Below are 18,040 nucleotides of genomic sequence, written 5' to 3' on the forward strand. Positions count from 1 at the left end.
CGGAAGCCCCGTCACGTCGTGAGCCCGTGCACGCGGGTTCAGATTTGACGGGGCGTCAGACACACTGACGCGATGCGACGTCAGATGCGTCAGACCCGTCGGATACGTCAGGCACGCCGGACACTCGGTCCCAACGGCCGCCGGGGCACCGTGATCGCCGCCTCGGCGGTCGCGCTGTGTCTGGGAGGCGGGCTCCTGGTCGGCTGCGGGGGCGGCCCGGGGGACGGTTACGTGGCGGTGGGCGCGGCCGGCAGTGGGCCCGAGCGGTCCGCGGACGGGGCCGAGGGGCCTTCGGGGAAGGTGACGCTGATCCCGTTGGACGGCGGCGCGGAGGAGGGTGGGAGCGGGGGCGGAGCCGGGGGCCGTGATGGCAGCCGGAGCCCCGGAGCCCCACCCGAAGGCGCCGGAGGCGCTGACGCGGCCGACGGGCGTACGGGAGGACCCGGGGCGCAGCCCGCCGGTTCCGGCCCGGGAGACGGCCCAGCAGGTGGCGCGAGCGGGGAGCGTACGGGGGCACCCGGCGGGTCCGGGTCGGGGCCGGGGGCCACCACCGGCACCGGAGCGAAGCCGGACCGGCCCGCGAAGCCCCCGGGGAGCGGGTCCACGCCCTCGGCCCCCGGCAGCCCCAAGCCCGGCGGCGGAGGCGGCACGACCAGCCCTCCCCCCGCCAGACCCACTCCTCCCCCCACACCCGCCGCGCTGAAGCTGAGCGCCCCGCAACGTGCGCCGGCGGACAAGCGGTGGTGCGAGAAGGTCACCGTGGACTTCCGCAACACCGGCGGCACCCCGGCCCGCTCGGGAACCATCACCTTCGCCACGCACATCATCGGGGCCCTGGGAGTCGACTGGGCGACCATCAGGTCCAGCCAGCCGCTGCCCGCCCCCATCGCGGCAGGCGCGACGCGGTCACAGACGTACACGGTCTGCCTGGAGTCCTGGCGGGTGCCCCTGGGGATGCGCGTCGAGACCCAGGACGTCTCCGCCGTGTGGGAGTGAGCCCACGGCATCACAAGAAGGAGACGCGAAGGCATGCAGAAACGCCCGTGGGGCGGGCGGTGGGCGCGCGGGCGCGGTTCCACCGTCCGCCCCACGGGCGTTCAGGCCGTCATACGTCTTCGAGTGGGTCGGTGCGTCAGCCCAGTGCGAGCCACGCCACCGCGCCGAGGACGACGACGACCGCGACGACGATCGCGATCACCCCGGCCTTCGGCCCGGAAGAGGTCGCCGCGGGCTGCTGCCGGCGCTGCGGCTCGCCCTCGTCGACGAAGGCGCGGAACATCTGGGTGCTGCCCGCCGGATCAGGGGTGCCCTCGGGGCCCGGCTGAGGGGCGTGGGGGTTGTGTGCCATGGGGCAGGACCCTAGCGAACTCGGGGCCTGCCGCCCAACCCCCGGGCCACCCCGCACCCCTCCCGACCAGCGGCGGAGCGCACGGAAACCGGGCTTGACCCGGATCCTACGGAGGCTTTTGCGTTCCTTTACTTCTGCAAGCCCGTTTTCGTTTGCCTGTAGCAACCAACGGCTTCTATGGTTGCCCTAAGCAACAACATAGGCATCAGTGCGTTGGGGGGTCCCGTGGCCGCACGGAGTCGGTACGAGGAACTGGCCCGGCAGCTCAGCGCCGTCGGGGCCGTCAAGCGGGGACTCGCCCGCGTACTGCCCCCCGAGTGTCCCGGTGGCTCCGCCGCCGTGCTGACGCTCCTGGACCGGCACGGCGAGATGCGGATCAGCAGACTCGCCGAGCTGATGGCCGTGGACCTGTCGGTGACCAGTCGCCACGTGGCCCATGTGGCCGAGCGCGGCTGGATCGAGCGGTCTTCCGACCCGGCGGACAAGCGGTCCCGCATCCTGCGGCTGACCCCCGGCGGTCACGCGCAGCTCGACGAGCTGACGCGGCGGACCACCGAGATGTTCGCCCGCAATCTTGTCGACTGGTCCGACGAGGACGTCGGCCGGCTCAACACGCTGCTGTCCCGGCTGCGCGACAGCTTCGCCTGTCGCGGACCCGGTGGCTGCGCCCCGGGAAGCCACTCCGGCGAGTGCCGGAACGGGCTCGGCGACGACGCGTACACCCGTACATCTGTTTAACAGAAGCAAACACGCACGGATAAGGAACTCAATGGCTACGACCACACCGACCGGTGTGCGGGGCGGCCACGCCAAGCACGGAGGGCACGGAGGCCACAGCGGCTCCGGGGCCCCCGACGGCACGCCGATGACCCACCGGCAGATCATGGAAGCGCTGACCGGGCTGCTGCTCGGCATGTTCGTCGCGATCCTGTCGTCGACGGTCGTTTCCAACGCCCTCCCCGAGATCATCTCCGACCTCGGCGGCGGGCAGAGCGCCTACACCTGGGTCGTCACGGCCTCGCTGCTGGCCATGACCGCCACCACGCCCCTGTGGGGCAAGCTCTCGGACCTGTTCAGCAAGAAGCTGCTGGTCCAGATAGCCCTGCTTATCTACGTCCTGGGATCGGTCGTCGCCGGTCTGTCGACCAGCAGCGGGATGCTCATCGCCTGCCGGGTCGTCCAGGGCATCGGCGTCGGCGGCCTCTCGGCCCTCGCGCAGATCGTGATGGCCGCGATGATCGCCCCGCGCGAGCGCGGCCGCTACAGCGGCTACCTGGGCGCGGTCTTCGCCGTCGCCACCGTCGGCGGCCCGCTGCTCGGCGGTGTCATCACCGACACCAGCTGGATGGGCTGGCGCTGGTGCTTCTACGTGGGTGTGCCGTTCGCGATCATCGCCCTCATCGTGCTCCAGAAGACCCTGAAGCTCCCGGTCGTCAAGCGCGAGGGCGTCAAGGTCGACTGGACCGGCGCGTTCTTCATCAGCGCCGCCGTCTCGCTCCTGCTGGTCTGGGTGACCTTCGCAGGTGACAAGTACGACTGGCTGTCGTGGCAGACGTACGTCATGGTCGCGGGCTCGGTCCTGCTCGGCCTGATCTTCGTCTTCATCGAGTCGCGGGCCAAGGAACCGATCATCCCGCTGCGCCTCTTCCGCAACCGCACCATCACGCTGGCGTCCATCGCCTCGCTCTTCGTCGGTATCGCGATGTTCGCGGGCACGGTCTTCTTCAGCCAGTACTTCCAGCTCGCGCGCGGCAAGTCGCCGACGATGTCCGGCGTCATGACCATCCCGATGATCACGGGCCTCTTCCTCTCCTCGACCATCTCCGGCCAGGTCATCACCAAGACGGGCCGCTGGAAGGCGTGGCTGGTCAGCGGTGGCTTCCTGGTCACCGCGGGGCTCGGGCTGCTCGGCACGATCCGGTACGACACCGAGTACTGGCACGTCGCGGTCTACATGTTCGTCATGGGTCTCGGCATCGGCATGATGATGCAGAACCTGGTCCTCGCGACGCAGAACCAGGTCGCTCCCGAGGACCTCGGTTCCGCGAGCTCCGTCGTCACCTTCTTCCGGTCCCTCGGCGGCGCGATCGGCGTCTCGGCGCTCGGCGCCGTCCTCGGCAACCGCGTCACGCAGTACGTCAAGGACGGCCTCGCCGACCTCGGCCCCGAGGGCGCCAAGCTCGGCCACGGCGGTACCGGCGGCGGGGGCATCCCCGACCTGGACAAGCTGCCCGAGCCGTTCCGCTTGGTCATGGAGGCCGCGTACGGGCACGGCGTCGGCGACGTCTTCCTCTACGCCGCTCCGTGCGCGCTGGTCGCCTTCATCGTGACGCTCTTCATCAAGGAGGTCGCTCTGAAGACCAGTGCCGGCAACGACAGCCCGCAGACGGAGGACGCTCCCCACGAGGCCGCCCCCGTGGAGGCGCAGGCCCCCGTTGCCGTGGGTGCCGCTGGTGCCGTGGGTACCGTCGGGTCCGTCTCCGGGGGCACGGCCGGGGTCACCTCCGTCGACACGGCCACCGTGGCCGACGAAGCCCCGTACAACACCGTCCACGGCACTCCCGTACGCGGTGTGGTGCGCGGCGCCGAAGGGGCTCCGGTCTCCCGTGCGGCCGTCACCCTGATCTCGCTGGGCGGCCGGCAGCTGGGGCGTTCCGTCGCCCGGACCGACGGCGGGTACACCCTGGACGCGCCGGGCTCCGGCAGCTACGTCCTGATCGCCTCCGCCGACGGTTTCCAGCCGCAGGCGTCCACGGTGGTCGTCGGCGAGGAGCCGCTGGCCTTCGACATCCTGCTCTCCGGTACGAGCGGACTGGCCGGAAGCGTCAGGGCCGCGGAAGCCGGTACGCCGGTCGAGGGCGCGATGGTCATCGTGACCGACGTACGCGGCGATGTGCTGGCCACCGGGACGTCCGGTCAGGCCGGGGAGTTCGCGTTCGGCGAGCTGGTCCCGGGCTCCGTGACCGTCGCGGTCAACGCGGCCGGGTTCCGCCCGCTGGCGCTGCCGGTGGAGATCGGCGGCCAGGGCGTCACCCGCGTCGAGGCCGCACTGCGGTCCGGTGCGCTGGTGCGGGGTGTCGTACGGGCCGGGTCCGCCCGGGCCCCGCTGGCCGACGCCCGGGTCACGCTGATCGACGCGGCGGGCAACGTGGTCGCCACCGCGACGACCGGCGAGGACGGCGCGTACGCCTTCACCGACCTGGACGCGGGCGAGTACTCGGTCATCGCGACCGGCTACCCGCCGGTGGCCGGATCCCTCACCGTCAGCGGTCCGGGAGTCGACGGGCACGACATCGAACTCGCCCACCCGGGCGAGTGATCGACCCCGACGGATAGACCCCGACGGATAGACCCCGTCGGATCGATCCCTTCAGTACGGGCGCGCGTGCACCTATAGGGATGCGCGTGAACACGTGAAGGGATCGCGAAGACCCCTGGTCGGACGGCACTTCTTGCGGAGAGGCTGTCGCGACCGGGTGGAAATGGGCCCCGGTGGTGGGTACGGCAGGCAGGGGACGGCCTGCCGTGTTCGCCCCGGGGCCCGACTCATGTGCCCCGGGGCGGCGGACCAGGCCGCCCGCGGGTCATCGAGCTAGGAGAAGAGATACGGATGGGACTTCGCGCACAGGTACGGACGCGGGACGGCTGGGCGGTCCAGCACGCCGTCGTGACGGTCACCGACATGACCGGCACCCAGGTGCTGCGGGCCGCGGCCGACGAGGACGGGGCCGTCCGCACGGACGGGTCCCTGCCGGCCGGCGCGTACACGGTGATCGTGACGGCGGTCGGGTACGCCCCCACCGCCTCCACCGCCCTCGTCACGGCGAGCGGCCGGATCGAGGGCGGGCAGATCGTGCTGGCCCGCCAGGGCGGGGTGGAGCTCCCGCCGCCGGGCGCCTGGTCCCTGGACCCGGCCCACTCCTCGGTCGGCGCGGTCGCCCAGCACCTGGGGATCTCCAGCGTGCACGGCCGGTTCACCGACTTCGGCGGCCGGATCACGATCGCCGAGGACGTCTCCCGCTCCCGGGTCGACGCGGTGATCGGCGCGGCGAGCATCGACACCGGCAACGGCATGCGCGACAAACACCTGCGCTCGCCCGACTTCCTGGACGTGGACCGGTACCCGGAGATCACCTACCGCTCCACCGGCCTCACCCCGGCCGGCCCCGACCGCTGGAGCGTCCACGGCGAGCTGACCATGCACGGCGTCTCCCGCCCGGTCGGCCTGGACCTCAGCTACCTCGGCACCGGGCCCGACCCGTGGGGCGGGGTGCGCGCCGCCTTCCACGCCACCGCCGAGCTGCGCCGGGACGACTTCGCGATGAACTACAACCAGGTCGTCCAGGCGGGCATCTCCGCGATCGGCACGACCCTGCGCGTGGAGCTGGACATCCAGGCGGTCCAGGGCGAGGCGCTGCCCCAGCAGTGACCGGGGGCGGTCGTAGGGTGGTGGGCATGGCTCCCAATATCGCGACCAACAGCGCCGTGGAACTCGATGAGTTGCTGGCGTTCGTACGGCCCCGGCACCGGGCGATCCTGCTCACCACCCGGGCCGACGGCCGCCCCCAGGGCTCCCCGCTGACCTGCGGGGTCGACGACTCGGGCCGGATCGTCATGTCGACGTACCCGGAACGCGCCAAGACCCGCAACGCCAAGCGCGACGAGCGGGTCAGCGTGATCGTCCTCTCCGACGCGTGGGACGGGCCGTGGGTGCAGATCGACGGCTCGGCGGAGGTGCTCGACGTCCCCGAATCGGTCGAGCCGCTCGTCGAGTACTTCAGGAACATCTCCGGTGAGCACCCGGACTGGGACGAGTACCGGGCCGCCATGGTGAAGCAGGGCAAGTCGATCATCCGGGTCACCCCGGAGCGCTGGGGCCCCGTAGCGACCGGCGGCTTCCCGGCCCACCTGGCACCGGGCGCGTGACAGGCGCGGTGCCGGGGGTGCCGGGGGTGGTGCCCGCTAGTGACCTCCTCGCGCGGGCCCGGCTGCTGGTCGCTCCCGAGCTGAGCGCCCCTCTCGTACGGGAGTTGGAGCGGATCACCGGCCGGGGTGCCGAGCCCCTGGGGGACGGGGAGCCGGCCGCCGGGCCGCTCCTCTGCGTGGGGGCCGCGCTGCCCGGTGCGCTGCGTACCGACCGGCTGCTCTGGTTCCACAGCGTCAACGCCGGTACGGACCCGCTGCTCGCCGCAGCACCCTGGCCCGCCGGGGCGCTGCTGACCCGGACCGTCGGGCGGATGGGCGAGCGGATCGCCCAGTACGTCCTGGGCTGGGTGCTCGCCGAGTGCCAGTCCGTCCCCGAGTTCACCGCCCAGCACGCCCGGGCCGAGTGGCGCCGCCTCCCCTCCGAGCTGGTCGCCGGGCAGACCGCCCTGGTCTACGGCACCGGGCGGATCGGCGGGGCCGTCGCCGGGCTGCTGCGCGGCTGTGGTGTGCGCACGGTGGGCGTGGCCCGCACCGCGCGGACCGGGCCGCCCCCGCCGGGCTTCGACCGGGTGATCGGGGCGGACGAGGACGCCGGGGAGCTGGCGGGCGCCCGGTGGGTGATCTCCGCCCTGCCGTTGACCGGGGCGACGGAGGGCTTCTTCGGGGCGGGTCGGTTCGCGGCGGTGCGGCGGGCGACGTTCGTCAACGTGGGCCGGGGCGCGACGGTGGACATGGGGGCGCTGGAGACCGCGCTGCGGGGCGGCGGGGTGCGGAGCGCGGTGCTGGACGTGCTGCCCGAGGAGCCCGCCGCGCCCGCGGACCCGGTCTGGCGGCTGCCCCGCACGGTGATCACCTCGCACTCCGCGGGGATCACCGCCGACGCGGACGTGACCCGGGACTTCACCGCGTGCTGGGAGGCCGTGGCGGCGGGACGGCGACCGGAGCTGGCGGTGGACACGGGGCGCGGTTACTGAGCCGTCGTAGGGGAGCCCGCCCGCGCGCGCATCGCCTCGATGCCCGCGATCAGCAGGTCCAGCGCGAAGACGAAGTCCCGTTCGCGCATCTCCTCGACCGTGTCGCCGCCGCGCGCCGCCATCAGGTCGTCGGAGGACTCGACGATCTTCCTCAGGTGCGGCTGGGCCCGGATCGTGCCCATCGCGTGCCGGTGGTACTCGTCCTGGGTGAGCCCGGTCGCGTCGCACCGCGCTTTGAAGTGGCCCTCGACGGTGCCGAATCCGTACACGAACTGGAAGCACGCCGAGAGCGCGCCCGTCTGCCGTTCCAGGGGCAGGCCGGTGGCCCGGATGACGTCCATGACGGCGGACGAGAACAGCACCGAGTTCGGGCCGATGTTGAGGAAGGTCCCGGCGAGCGGGGAGATCCAGATGTGGCGGACGATCAGTTCGCGGTAGCTGCGGGCGAGCTCGCGCAGCCGGTCCCGCCAGTCGGCGTCCTCGCGCGGCGGGGCGATCTCCGCGTAGACCGAGTCGAGCGCCAGCTCCAGGAGGTCGTCCTTGGTCTCCACGTACCAGTAGAGGGACATCGCGGTGACGTCCAGTTCGGCGGCGAGCCGGCGCATGGAGAACTTGGCGAGGCCCTCGGCGTCCAGCAGCCGCACCGACGCCTCGGTGATCCGGTTCCGGTCCAGGCCCGCCGGGGACTCGGTCCTGCGGGTGCGCGAAGGGGCCCGCCGGTCGAGCCACACGCTGGTCCGCGCGGGGTTCTTCGCGGGGTCCGTCACACGGTCGGACGCGGACACCATGGCGCACTCTCCTCCTCTTGCGGGGACCGCCCCCGCCGGTACGGTCCTGCCCTGCCGGTACGGTCGGCCTGTGCGGGCGTACGGCCCTGACTGCCCTGCCAGTACGGCCTGCCCCGACTTGCCCTGCCGGTAGGGCGGCGTACCGGACGTCCACGGTCCGGTACGCGCGTCCCCTCCGATGCTATGCCGCCGGTCCCGTCGAGTCTGCCCGGCCTCCGGCAGCCGCAGCCGCCTCCTTCGGGGCCGGGTGCCCTGCCGCATCCACCCGTTCGGCCCGGCGCAGCAGCAGCGCCGCGAGCAGGCCGCCCGCCAGCACCGCGACCGCGCCGACCAGCTGGCTGGCCTCCAGGCCCGAGGCGAAGGCGCCCTTGATCGTCTCGCGCTCCCCCGGCCCGTCGGCGGCGGCCAGCGCGGCGGGCAGCGACGCCGCGCCGACGGCGGCCGGTACGAGGGTGGCGAAGCGGATGTTCAGGACCGCGCCGAGCACCGCGACCCCGAGCCCGTTGCCGAACTCCGCGAGCGTGCCGTTGACCCCCGCGCCCACCCCGGCCTTCTCCGGCGGGATGGCGCTCATGATGGCGTTGGCCATGGCGGGCATCGCGAGGGCGATCCCCACGCCCATCACGACCAGGCCGAACAGCATCCCGGTGTACCCGTCGCGGCCGAGCACGGCGATGGCCGCGAGACCGGCCGCCAGAGCGCTCATCCCCGCCGCGATGGTGGCGGGCGTCCCCATCCTCGGGACGAGCCGGGCGCCCAGACCGGTCAGGTTGAGGGCGACCACGGTGAGCGCCATCGGCGCCGTACGCAGACCCGCCTCCAACGGCCCGTACCCGAGGACGAACTGAAGGTGCTGCGTGAGCAGGAAGAGCGAACCGCCCATCCCGAAGGCGACCAGGATCGCGCCCGCCACCGCGCCGATGAACTTCTGGTTCCGGAAGAAGTGCATGTCGAGCATGGGGTGCGGGATGTTCAGCTCCCACAGGACGAACCCTGCGAGCACGGCGACCCCGGTGAACGCCGTGAGCAGCACCCGGGCCGACGTCCAGCCGTGTTCGGGCCCGGAGATGATCGCGAACACGACCGCGGTCATCCCGATCGTGGAGAGCAGTGCGCCGAGCAGGTCGGGCCGCTCCCCGCGCGGATTCTTGAACTCCGGTACGAGTCGGACGACGGCGACCAGGCCGATCAGGGCGACCGGGATGTTGATGAGGAAGATCGCGCCCCACCAGAAGTGGTCGAGCACGACCCCGCCGACGAGCGGCCCCGCTGCGAACCCGAGGGAGTTGACGGTCGACCAGAGGCCGATCGCCTTGACCCGCTCGGAGTCGTCGAAGATCTGGACGACGACGGCGAGGGTGGTGGTGATCAGCAGCGCGCCCCCGATCCCCATGCCGGCGCGGGCCGCGATGAGCTGGCCGGAGGACTGGGCGAGCCCGGCCGCCAGCGAACCGATGCCGAACAGGGCGAGGCCCACGACCAGCATCTTCTTGCGTCCGTAGCGGTCGGCGGAGCTGCCGGCGGTGAGCAGCAGGCCGGACTGGACGAGCGAGTAGGCGTTGATCATCCACTGCACGTCGGCGGTGGAGGCGTCGAGCTCCGTGGTGAGGGAGGGGATCGCGACGTTGAGGACGGTGTTGTCGAGCAGCACGGTGAGCTGGGCGAGGCAGATGACGCCGAGGATCAGCCAGCGCTGCGGGTGCCCCTGGGGGGCGAGGTCGGGTCGCTGTGCGGCGGGCGCCGTCATGCGGGCTCCTGGGTCTCCGGCGCGGCTCGATGCCTTGACGGCCGGTGGGTTCTACGGTGTATAGGACGTGAGCGTTGTACACCGTAGGGCACTCCCTGTACGGCGTACAACTCGAATTCGGCCTGTGTGCCGTCCCCGTCGTCGTCTGGAGAGCCATGTCACTGCGTCGCCGTATCCGTCTCCCGCAACTTCTCCTCGCCACCGCCCTGTTGGGCGCATTACTCGGATCGCCCGCTGCTGCGGCCTCCCGGCCGCACGTCCCGCTGCGGGTCGTCACGTACAACGTGCACGCCGGGGCGGGCGCGGACAACGTCTTCGACCTCGACCGCCAGACGGCGGAACTGCGCTCGCTGAAGGCGGATGTGATCGGCCTCCAGGAGGTCGACCGGCACTGGGGTGCCCGCAGTGAGTGGCGGGATCTCGCGGGCGAGCTGGCCGAGCGGCTGGGCATGTACGTGTTCTTCGCCCCGATCTACAGCCTGGATCCCGCCGAACCGGGCGGGCCACGGGCGGAGTACGGGGTGGCGGTGCTGTCCCGGTACCGGATCCTGAGCGCCGAGAACCACGAGATCACCCGGCTCTCGACCCAGGCCCCGAACCCGGTCCCCGCCCCCGCCCCGGGGTTCGGCGAGGTCGTCGTACGGGTGAAGGGGCACCCCGTACACGTCTACGTGACCCACCTCGACTACCGCCCGGACCCCGCCGTACGCGTCGCCCAGGTCGCCGACACCCGGCGGATCATGGCCGAGGACCGGGGCCCGAAGATCCTGCTCGGCGACTTCAACGCGGAGCCCGGCGCCCCCGAGCTGGCCCCGCTGTGGGCGGAGCTGACGGACGCCGGTCCGGGGGCGCCGACCTTCCCGGCGCAGGACCCGGTCAAGCGCATCGACTACGTGGCGGTGTCGAAGGCGGCCCAGGTGCGGCGCGCGTGGGTGCCGGAGAGCGTCGCCTCGGACCACCGGGCGGTCGTGGCGGACCTGGTGCTGCGGGGGCGATGAGGCAGGGGAGGTTCCGGAGTCTCTCTTTTACGGTCGTGGCGCTTTCTTTCGGCGCCCGATGACGTCCTACAGTCCGAGCACCGCTCACGGACCGCTGCCCACGGGGGGACGCACCAAAGAGGGCGGACTCATGACAGAGCACGCGGTACCGGAGAGAGGCCGACCATGAGCACCCCGCACGGACTGCAGGAACTGCTGGACTCCCACATCTCCGGGGGACCGGCGCCGGGCGCTGTGGCGCTGGTCGCCCGGGGCGATCGGGTGGAGGTGGCTGCGGCCGGCTCGGCCACGCTCGCCGGGACGGCGCCCATGCGGCGGGACTCGGTCTTCCGGATCGCCTCGATCACCAAGCCGGTCGTCGCGGCGGCCGCCATGACCCTGGTCGAGGACGGCCTGATCGCCCCCGCCGACCCGGTCGCCGCGTGGCTCCCCGAGCTGTCCTCGCCGCTGGTCGTCCGGACCCCGCGGAGCCCGGTCGACGACGTGGTGTCGGCGGTCCGCCCGGTCACCCTCCTGGACCTGCTGACCTTCCGGGCCGGATACGGCTTCCCGTCCGACTTCTCGCTCCCGGCCGTCGCCCCGCTGTTCGCCGAGCTGAAACAGGGCCCGCCGCAGCCGCAGGCCGTGCCCGCCCCCGACGCCTGGATGGCCGCGCTCTCCCGGATCCCGCTGCTGCACCAGCCGGGCGACGGCTGGCTCTACAACACGTGCTCCGACATCCTCGGGGTCCTGATCGCCCGGGTCGCCGACCGCCCGCTGCCCGCGTACCTGGCGGAGCGGCTGTTCGAGCCCCTCGGGATGACGGACACCGGGTTCTCCGTGGAGCCCGGCGCCCTGGACCGGTTCACCGGCTACTACCGGGCCGGGGAGGGCGGCGGCCTGGAGCTGGTCGACGCCCCGGACGGGCAGTGGAGCAGTCCGCCCGCCTTCCCGTCCGGCGCCGGCGGCCTGGTCTCGACCGTCGACGACTGGTACGCCTTCGGCCGGATGCTGCTGGCCGAAGGCCTGGCGGACGACGGCCGGCGCGTACTGGCCGGCGAGTCGGTGCGGCAGATGGTCACCGACCAGCTGACCCCGGACCAGCGCGCGGCGAGCGGCCTGTTCACGGAGGGCCAGGGCTGGGGGTTCGGCGGCTCGGTGGACGTCGAGATCACCGCCCCGTGGAACGTGCTCGGCCGCTACGGCTGGATCGGCGGCACCGGCACCACGGCCCACGTCATCCCGGCCACTGGCACGGTCGCCGTCCTGCTCACCCAGATGGAACTGGGCGGGCCGGTGGCGCCCAGCATGATGCGGGACTTCTGGACGTACGCGGCCGGGTTCTGAGCCCGGCCGCGTACGCCCCCCGCCTTCAGCCGACCGGCTTCGTCAGGTCGTAGAAGGTGGAGCTGCCGACGGTGACCTCGGTGAAGTTCTCCGTCACCCAGGAGGAGATCTGGGACGAGGTCCCGTTGCCGCCGCCTCCGACGCCTCCGCCCATGCCTTCGCCGCCCATGCCTGCGCCCGTTCCGCCCGAGACGAAGTAGTGGACCTTCCCCTCCGCCACGTACTTCTTGAACTGGGCGAGCGTCGGTGACGGGTCGCTGCCGTTGAACCCGCCGATGGCCATCACCGGTTCGCCGGTGGCGAGCTGGTAGCCGGCCGCGTTCTGCGCGCCGACGGCTGCGGCGGCCCAGGTGTAGGCGGCCGCGTCCTTCTCCAGGAGCGCCTTCGCCTCGGTGGAGACGGACGCGCCGTTGAGCAGCCCGCCCATACCGCCGCCTCCGCCACCGCCGAACGCCCCGCCCTCGCCGGCAGTGCCGGGAGCGGTTCCGCCGGGGGTGGTTCCGCCCGGCATGGTGGGCATGCCACCGGGCGCGTTGCCTTGCTGACCGCCCTGGCTCTGCCCTTGACCCTGGCCCTGACCAGGGGACTGCCCCTGCCCGCCAGGCGGCTGCATCCCCGCTCGCTGCCCACGCCCGTCATCGCCACCGCCGCCGCCGAGGCCACCGGGACCGCCGCCCCGGCCGCCACCCCCCGGTCCGCCCATACCGCCCCCGCCCGACGGACCGGCGGTCACGATCGACCCCTGGTGCCCGGAGTTCAGGGTGCTCAGCGTGTACGCCGTCGGCGCCGCGAGCGAGGCGGCGAAGCTGAGCCCCACCACCGCGAGGGCCAGGCTCCGGCCCCCCCACCGGCCTACGGCCAGCAGCCCGAGCGCCCCCACAACCCCGCCCACCAGAACCGCCCACCGCAGCCACGGCAGGTACTCCGGGGTACGGCCCAGCAGGACATACGCCCAGACCACCGTCACGACGACCGTGCCCGCGAGCACCGCCCTCGGCCACCAGGCGTTCCGCTCCTCCCACAGCACCGCCACCCCCATGGCGACGAGCGCCGCGATGTACGGGGCGAGGGCCACCGTGTAGTACTGGTGGAAGATCCCGGCCATGAAGCTGAACACCGCGGCCGTCATGACCAGCGCCCCGCCCCAGGCGAGGAACGCGGCCCGCGCGGAGTCGGTCCGCCCGGCCTTCCGGGTCAGCCAGAGACCGGCCACCAGCAGGATCAACGCGGCGGGCAGCAGCCAGGCGATCTGGCCGCCGACCTCGGAGTTGAACATCCGCCCGATCCCGGTCTCGCCCCAGCCGCCGCCACCTCCGCCCCCACGGCCACCGCCCCCGACGCTCCCGGTCTCCTCACCGTTGAGCCGGCCGAGCCCGTTGTAGCCGAAGGTGAGCTCCAGGAACGAGTTGTTCTGCGAGCCACCGACGTACGGCCGCGAGGAAGCGGGCATCAGCTCCACGATCGCCACCCACCAGCCACCGGCGACGACCATCGTCAGCGTGGAGAGGGCGAGTTGGCCGAGCCGCTTCCGTACGGGAACGGGGGCGCACACCGCGTACAGCACGGCCAACGGCGGCAGGATCAGGAACGCCTGGAGGGTCTTCGTCAGGAACGCGAACCCGACCGCGGCCCCCGCCCACAGCAGCCACTTCGTCCGCCCCTGCTCCAGCGCCCGCAGCACGCACCACACGGTGACGGTCATCAGCAGGGCGAGCAGCGCGTCCGGGTTGTTGAAGCGGAACATCAGCGCGGCGACGGGCGTCAGCGCGAACACGCCCACCGCGATCAGCCCGGCGACCGGCCCGAAGCGACGGCGTACGGCGGTGTTCAGCACGGCGGCCGTAGCGACGCCCATCAGTACCTGAGGGGCAAGGACCGCCCAGGAGTTGAGCCCGAAGAGCCGCACCGACAGGGCCATCGGCCAGAGGGCGGCGGGGGGCTTGTCGACGGTGATGGCGTTCGCGGAGTCCAGCGAGCCGAAGAAGAAGGCCTTCCAGCTCTGGCTGCCCGCCTGGACGGCGGCGGAGTAGAAGGAGTTGGCGTAACCGGAGGCGCTGAGGTTGAAGAAGTAGGCGAGCGCGACGGCCAGCAGGAGCCCGTACAGCGCGGGGCGCGCCCAGCGGGGGCCGCCGACGCGTTCGGGCGGCGCGGGCACCGGGATCGGAGGTACGACGGTCGTCGTGGTCATCGGACGTCCTCGGGTTCGGGGCAGGCGCGGGCCGGGAAGACCCAGGCGCGCAGGAGCAGGAAGCGCAGCACGGTGGCGGCGAGGTTGGCGGTGATCAGGACGGCCAGCTCGGTGGAGTGCGACGGCGAGCCGGTGGCCGCGCCGAGCGCCGCGAGGGAGCCGCTGGTCAGGGCGAGGCCGATGGCGAAGACGACGAGGCCCTGGGCCTGATGGCGGACAGCTCCGTCCCGGCCGCGGACGCCGAAGGTGAGCCTCCGGTTGGCTGCGGTGTTGGCGACGGCGGAGACGAGGAGCGCGCCGCCGTTGGCGAGCTGCGGGCCGACGCCGAGCCGGAAGAGGGAGTAGAGGGCCAGGTAGAAGAGGGTGGAGAGCACGCCCACGACACAGAACCCGACGAGCTGGCGGGCCAGTCCTCGCTCCACGCCGGTCAGCGCCCGGTCACGCGGGTCGTCGCCGAAGGGCCGGGCCAGCCGGTCCAGCGGCAGCGCGCCCACGGCGAGCGCCCGCCCCACCCGCCACACGCCTTTCAGGTCCTCGGTCGCCGTCCGCACGATGTGGACGGTCGAGTCGGGGTCGTCGATCCAGTCGACGGGCACCTCGTGGATGCGCAGCCCGGCCCGCTCGGCGAGGACCAGCAGCTCGGTGTCGAAGAACCAGCCGCTGTCCTCCACCATCGGCAGCAGCCGTTCGGCCACCTCGCTGCGGACCGCCTTGAACCCGCACTGGGCGTCGCTGAATCCGGCGGCGAGGGAGGAGCGCAGGATGAGGTTGTAGGCGCGCGAGATGAACTCCCGCTTCGACCCGCGCACCACCCGCGCACTCCGTGCGAGCCGCGAGCCGATGGCCAGGTCGGAGTGGCCTGAGATCAGCGGGGCGACCAGCGGGAGCAGGGCGTTGAGGTCGGTGGAGAGGTCGACGTCCATATAGGCGAGGACCGGGGCGTCGGAGTCCGACCAGACGGTACGCAGCGCCCGCCCGCGCCCCTTCTCCTCCAGCCGCACGTACCGCACCCCGCGCAGCTCCGCCGCGAGCGCGGCCGCGACGGCGGGGGTGGCGTCGGTGCTGGCGTTGTCCGCGACGGTGATGCGGAAGGCGTACGGGAAGGTGCGGGAGAGGTGGTCGTGGAGGCGCAGGACGCAGGGGCGGAGGTCCTTCTCCTCGTTGTACACGGGGACGACGACATCGAGCACGGGGACGCCGGAGGCGGCGGCCGGACCGCAGGCCGGGAGGTGTTCCCGGACCGGCAGACGGGCGCGGTCTCCGCTGGTGCGGCCGTTGGCGCCGGGGCCGCTCCGGAGGCTGTCGGTGGTCATGCACCGACGTTCACCGACCGCGCTGTCACACCGGTGTGGTGAGCCTGTCCCTGCCCTGTGAGTGCTCGTACGGGCCGGCTTCCGCAGGCAGCTCGACCGCGAACACCGTCCGGCCCGGCGCGGAGTCCACCCGTACGCGCCCGCCGTGCGCAGAGACGACGGCCTGCACGATGGCGAGACCGAGGCCGGTCGAGCCGGTGGCCTTTCCGGCTGCGGCTGCGGCATCGGCGCCGGCATCGGCAACGCGTGATCGGGAGGCGTCACCGCGGGCGAACCGCTCGAAGACGTGCGGCAGCAGTTCGGCCGGGATGCCCGGCCCGTCGTCCCGCACCTCCAGGGTGACCGGTCCCCCGGCACGCGCGGGCGCCCGCCGTACGGAGACGGTGACGGTGGTCCCCGGCGGGGTGTGGGTGCGGGCGTTGGCCAGCAGGTTGACCAGCACCTGCTGGAGCCGGGCGGGATCGGCGCGTACGGTCACGGGCCCGGCGGGCTCGTCGGGCAGATCGAGCCGCCAGTGGTGGAGGGCGTCAGCCTCGGTGGCGGCGTCCGCCACCCGGGCATCGCTGACCGCGTCCACGACCAACGGCAGCAGATCGGTGCTCTCGTACGAGAGCGGGCGTCCGGCGTCGAGCCGGGCCAGCAGCAGCAGATCCTCCACCAGACCCGTCATCCGGTCCGCCTCCGACTCGATCCGCCCCAGCGCGTGCCGGGTGACGGAGCCGGAGTCCGACGGCTCCCGGCCGGTCACGCGCCGGGTCAGCTCGGCGTACCCGCGGATCGAGGCCAGCGGGGTGCGCAGCTCATGGCTGGCGTCGGCGACGAACTGCCGCACCCGTGTCTCGCTCTCCTGGCGCACCGCCAGCGCCGAACCGACGTGCCCCAGCATCCGGTTGAGCGCGGCGCCGACCTGCCCGACCTCGGTACGGGGATCGGCCTCGGCGTCCGGAACGCGCTCCAGGAGCGCCACCTCACCGCTGTGCAGTGGGAGTTCGGCGACCCGGGTGGCGGTGGCGGCGACCCGGCGCAGCGGGCGCATGGCGACGCCGACGAGGACGGTGCCCGCGAGGGAGGCGGCGATGAGCCCGGCGGCGGTGACGCAGACCTCGACGAGGATCAGGGTGTTCAGCGCCCCGCTCACCTCGGCGGTGGGAATCCCGACGAGGACGGTCCGGCCCTCGGCGGTGGTGGCGGCCTCCACCCGGTAGCCGCCGAGGCCGGGCAGCTCGACGCTCCGGGTCCCCTCGCCGGTCTCCGGGGCCTCGGCCTCCAGTGCGCGCTGCTGCTGCCCGGTCAGGGGCTTCGCGCTCTCCTGGGAGCGCAGCCCGCTGTCCTCGACGACCTTCGAAGCGGTGACGTCCCCGTCGTCCCCGACGAGCGCCCCGAACGTGCCGAGCGGCTGCCCGCCCCCGCCGACGAACCCGAGCCGACCCGCCTCGCGCAGGGCGTCGGGCACCGGCTGGGGGCCGGGCGGCCGCTCCGCGCGTACGGCGATGGAGTGCAGCTGGTCGTCCAGCTTGTCGTACATGTAGCTGTGGAAGGCGATGGCGGTGACGGACCCGATGGCGGCCGCGACGACGGCGATGAGGGAGACGGCGGCCACGACGAGCCGGGTCCGCAGGGTCCAGGGCCGTCGCAGCACGCCCCTGCCGCCCTTGGCGCCCGGGCGGCTACTCACCGGGCTTGATCAGATACCCCGCCCCGCGCCGGGTGTGGATCATCGGCGTCCGTCCGGCGTCGATCTTCTTGCGGAGGTAGGAGATGTAGAGCTCGACGACGTTGGCCTGGCCGCCGAAGTCGTAGTTCCAGACCCGGTCCAGGATCTGCGCCTTGCTGAGCACCCGGCGCGGGTTGCGCATCAGGAACCGCAGCAGCTCGAACTCCGTGGCGGTCAGGTGGATCGCGTCCCCGCCCCGGCTCACCTCGTGGCTGTCCTCGTCCAGCACCAGGTCCCCGACGGTGAGCGTCGACTGGCTGCGCTCGGCCGCGAGTGCCGTACCGGAGCGGCGGATCAGCCCGCGCAGCCGGGCCACGACCTCCTCCAGGCTGAACGGCTTGGTCACGTAGTCGTCGCCGCCCGCCGTGAGCCCGGCGATCCGGTCCTCCACGGCGTCCCGGGCGGTCAGGAAGAGGACGGGCACGTCGGAGTACTCGCGGCGGATCCGGCCCAGCACGGCGAGCCCGTCCATGTCCGGGAGCATCACGTCGAGGACCACCGCGTCCGGGCGGAAGTCCCGGGCGGCGCGTACGGCCCCGGCCCCGTCACCGGCGCTGCGCACCTCCCAGCCCTCGTACCGCAGGGCCATCGAGAGCAGTTCGGCGAGCGGAGCCTCGTCGTCCACGACCAGGACGCGCACGGGCGTGCGGTCCGGCCTGAGCAGTTCGGTACGCCCCTGGGGCGCGGTCGTCGTCGTCATGGGACCACCCTGTGAGGC

Annotated in this window: 15 protein-coding genes; 8 read left to right on the forward strand and 7 right to left on the reverse strand. The window is 72.9% G+C overall.

Translation table 11 applies throughout. From position 1 onward, the window contains the following. Positions 1 to 84 precede the first annotated feature (84 nt). Positions 85 to 996 carry a hypothetical protein gene (locus ACK8N7_RS17475; RefSeq protein ID WP_500443112.1) on the forward strand — a complete coding sequence of 304 codons (912 nt, stop codon included), beginning with the start codon at positions 85 to 87 and terminating at the stop codon, positions 994 to 996. Positions 997 to 1,132: 136 nt separating this feature from the next. On the opposite strand, the gene ACK8N7_RS17480 is transcribed toward ACK8N7_RS17475, so the two are convergent. After that, positions 1,133 to 1,348, reverse strand: a complete 216-nt coding sequence (locus ACK8N7_RS17480; protein WP_015610037.1) for a hypothetical protein — start codon at positions 1,346 to 1,348, stop codon at positions 1,133 to 1,135. A 225-nt stretch (positions 1,349 to 1,573) separates the two neighbouring features. On the opposite strand from ACK8N7_RS17480, the gene ACK8N7_RS17485 reads away from it, so the two are divergent. From ACK8N7_RS17485 to ACK8N7_RS17505, 5 genes are all read left to right on the forward strand, one after another. Then, the gene (locus ACK8N7_RS17485; protein ID WP_500443114.1) at positions 1,574 to 2,086 is read left to right on the forward strand and encodes a MarR family winged helix-turn-helix transcriptional regulator; all 513 of its coding nucleotides are present in this window, start codon (positions 1,574 to 1,576) and stop codon (positions 2,084 to 2,086) included. A 127-nt stretch (positions 2,087 to 2,213) separates the two neighbouring features. Further along, on the forward strand, positions 2,214 to 4,667 hold the full coding sequence (locus ACK8N7_RS17490; protein WP_500445774.1) for an MFS transporter: 2,454 nt from the start codon (positions 2,214 to 2,216) through the stop codon (positions 4,665 to 4,667). A gap of 291 nt (positions 4,668 to 4,958) precedes the next feature. Then, positions 4,959 to 5,777, forward strand: a complete 819-nt coding sequence (locus ACK8N7_RS17495) for a YceI family protein (protein ID WP_403213855.1) — start codon at positions 4,959 to 4,961, stop codon at positions 5,775 to 5,777. A gap of 26 nt (positions 5,778 to 5,803) precedes the next feature. Continuing rightward, positions 5,804 to 6,274: a PPOX class F420-dependent oxidoreductase gene (locus ACK8N7_RS17500; protein ID WP_500443116.1), complete on the forward strand. Its 471-nt coding sequence runs from the start codon at positions 5,804 to 5,806 to the stop codon at positions 6,272 to 6,274. A 26-nt stretch (positions 6,275 to 6,300) separates the two neighbouring features. Then, positions 6,301 to 7,248, forward strand: coding sequence for an NAD(P)-dependent oxidoreductase (locus ACK8N7_RS17505; RefSeq protein WP_500443118.1), 948 nt, complete (start codon positions 6,301 to 6,303; stop codon positions 7,246 to 7,248). Here the strand turns inward: ACK8N7_RS17505 and ACK8N7_RS17510 are convergent. Further along, complete coding sequence (locus ACK8N7_RS17510) at positions 7,242 to 8,036, reverse strand: TetR/AcrR family transcriptional regulator (protein WP_403213849.1); 795 nt, start codon at positions 8,034 to 8,036, stop codon at positions 7,242 to 7,244. The two genes, ACK8N7_RS17505 and ACK8N7_RS17510, sit on opposite strands and share 7 nt — an antisense overlap. 181 nt (positions 8,037 to 8,217) lie before the next feature. Beyond that, entirely contained in the window at positions 8,218 to 9,783 is a 1,566-nt protein-coding gene (locus tag ACK8N7_RS17515) for an MFS transporter (RefSeq protein ID WP_403213848.1), read from the reverse strand. A gap of 155 nt (positions 9,784 to 9,938) precedes the next feature. Here ACK8N7_RS17515 and ACK8N7_RS17520 point away from each other — a divergent pair, with 155 nt between their 5' ends. Together ACK8N7_RS17520 and ACK8N7_RS17525 are read left to right on the forward strand one after the other, a co-directional pair. After that, the gene (locus ACK8N7_RS17520) at positions 9,939 to 10,781 is read left to right on the forward strand and encodes an endonuclease/exonuclease/phosphatase family protein (RefSeq protein WP_500443121.1); all 843 of its coding nucleotides are present in this window, start codon (positions 9,939 to 9,941) and stop codon (positions 10,779 to 10,781) included. Positions 10,782 to 10,946: 165 nt separating this feature from the next. Continuing rightward, positions 10,947 to 12,107, forward strand: a complete 1,161-nt coding sequence (locus ACK8N7_RS17525; protein ID WP_403213844.1) for a serine hydrolase domain-containing protein — start codon at positions 10,947 to 10,949, stop codon at positions 12,105 to 12,107. A 25-nt stretch (positions 12,108 to 12,132) separates the two neighbouring features. On the opposite strand, the gene ACK8N7_RS17530 is transcribed toward ACK8N7_RS17525, so the two are convergent. From ACK8N7_RS17530 to ACK8N7_RS17545, 4 genes are read right to left on the reverse strand one after another with little or no spacing between them, the layout of a single operon-like run. Next, positions 12,133 to 14,295: an ArnT family glycosyltransferase gene (locus ACK8N7_RS17530; RefSeq protein WP_500443123.1), complete on the reverse strand. Its 2,163-nt coding sequence runs from the start codon at positions 14,293 to 14,295 to the stop codon at positions 12,133 to 12,135. Then, a complete protein-coding gene (locus tag ACK8N7_RS17535; protein ID WP_403213840.1) occupies positions 14,292 to 15,608 on the reverse strand; it encodes a bifunctional glycosyltransferase family 2/GtrA family protein in 1,317 nt (438 codons plus the stop codon). The genes ACK8N7_RS17530 and ACK8N7_RS17535 overlap by 4 nt, the downstream gene beginning before the upstream one ends. 25 nt (positions 15,609 to 15,633) lie before the next feature. After that, on the reverse strand, positions 15,634 to 17,247 hold the full coding sequence (locus ACK8N7_RS17540) for a sensor histidine kinase (RefSeq protein WP_500445776.1): 1,614 nt from the start codon (positions 17,245 to 17,247) through the stop codon (positions 15,634 to 15,636). Positions 17,248 to 17,275: 28 nt separating this feature from the next. Next, a complete protein-coding gene (locus tag ACK8N7_RS17545; RefSeq protein WP_031122622.1) occupies positions 17,276 to 18,022 on the reverse strand; it encodes a response regulator transcription factor in 747 nt (248 codons plus the stop codon). Positions 18,023 to 18,040: the final 18 nt, after the last annotated feature.

The organism is Streptomyces griseobrunneus, from assembly GCF_046713465.1.
Lineage (GTDB): Bacteria > Actinomycetota > Actinomycetes > Streptomycetales > Streptomycetaceae > Streptomyces > Streptomyces microflavus.

Excerpts from the sequence above, each read along its gene's own strand:
- ACK8N7_RS17480 (WP_015610037.1), bottom strand. The coding sequence starts at position 1,348 with ATGGCACACAACCCCCACGCCCCTCAGCCGGGCCCCGAGGGCACCCCT.
- ACK8N7_RS17515 (WP_403213848.1), bottom strand. The coding sequence starts at position 9,783 with ATGACGGCGCCCGCCGCACAGCGACCCGACCTCGCCCCCCAGGGGCAC.
- ACK8N7_RS17525 (WP_403213844.1), top strand. The coding sequence starts at position 10,947 with ATGAGCACCCCGCACGGACTGCAGGAACTGCTGGACTCCCACATCTCC.
- ACK8N7_RS17530 (WP_500443123.1), bottom strand. The coding sequence starts at position 14,295 with ATGACCACGACGACCGTCGTACCTCCGATCCCGGTGCCCGCGCCGCCC.
- ACK8N7_RS17545 (WP_031122622.1), bottom strand. The coding sequence starts at position 18,022 with ATGACGACGACGACCGCGCCCCAGGGGCGTACCGAACTGCTCAGGCCG.
- ACK8N7_RS17500 (WP_500443116.1), top strand. The coding sequence starts at position 5,804 with ATGGCTCCCAATATCGCGACCAACAGCGCCGTGGAACTCGATGAGTTG.
- ACK8N7_RS17475 (WP_500443112.1), top strand. The coding sequence starts at position 85 with ATGCGTCAGACCCGTCGGATACGTCAGGCACGCCGGACACTCGGTCCC.
- ACK8N7_RS17520 (WP_500443121.1), top strand. The coding sequence starts at position 9,939 with ATGTCACTGCGTCGCCGTATCCGTCTCCCGCAACTTCTCCTCGCCACC.
- ACK8N7_RS17490 (WP_500445774.1), top strand. The coding sequence starts at position 2,214 with ATGACCCACCGGCAGATCATGGAAGCGCTGACCGGGCTGCTGCTCGGC.
- ACK8N7_RS17510 (WP_403213849.1), bottom strand. The coding sequence starts at position 8,036 with ATGGTGTCCGCGTCCGACCGTGTGACGGACCCCGCGAAGAACCCCGCG.
- ACK8N7_RS17495 (WP_403213855.1), top strand. The coding sequence starts at position 4,959 with ATGGGACTTCGCGCACAGGTACGGACGCGGGACGGCTGGGCGGTCCAG.
- ACK8N7_RS17535 (WP_403213840.1), bottom strand. The coding sequence starts at position 15,608 with ATGACCACCGACAGCCTCCGGAGCGGCCCCGGCGCCAACGGCCGCACC.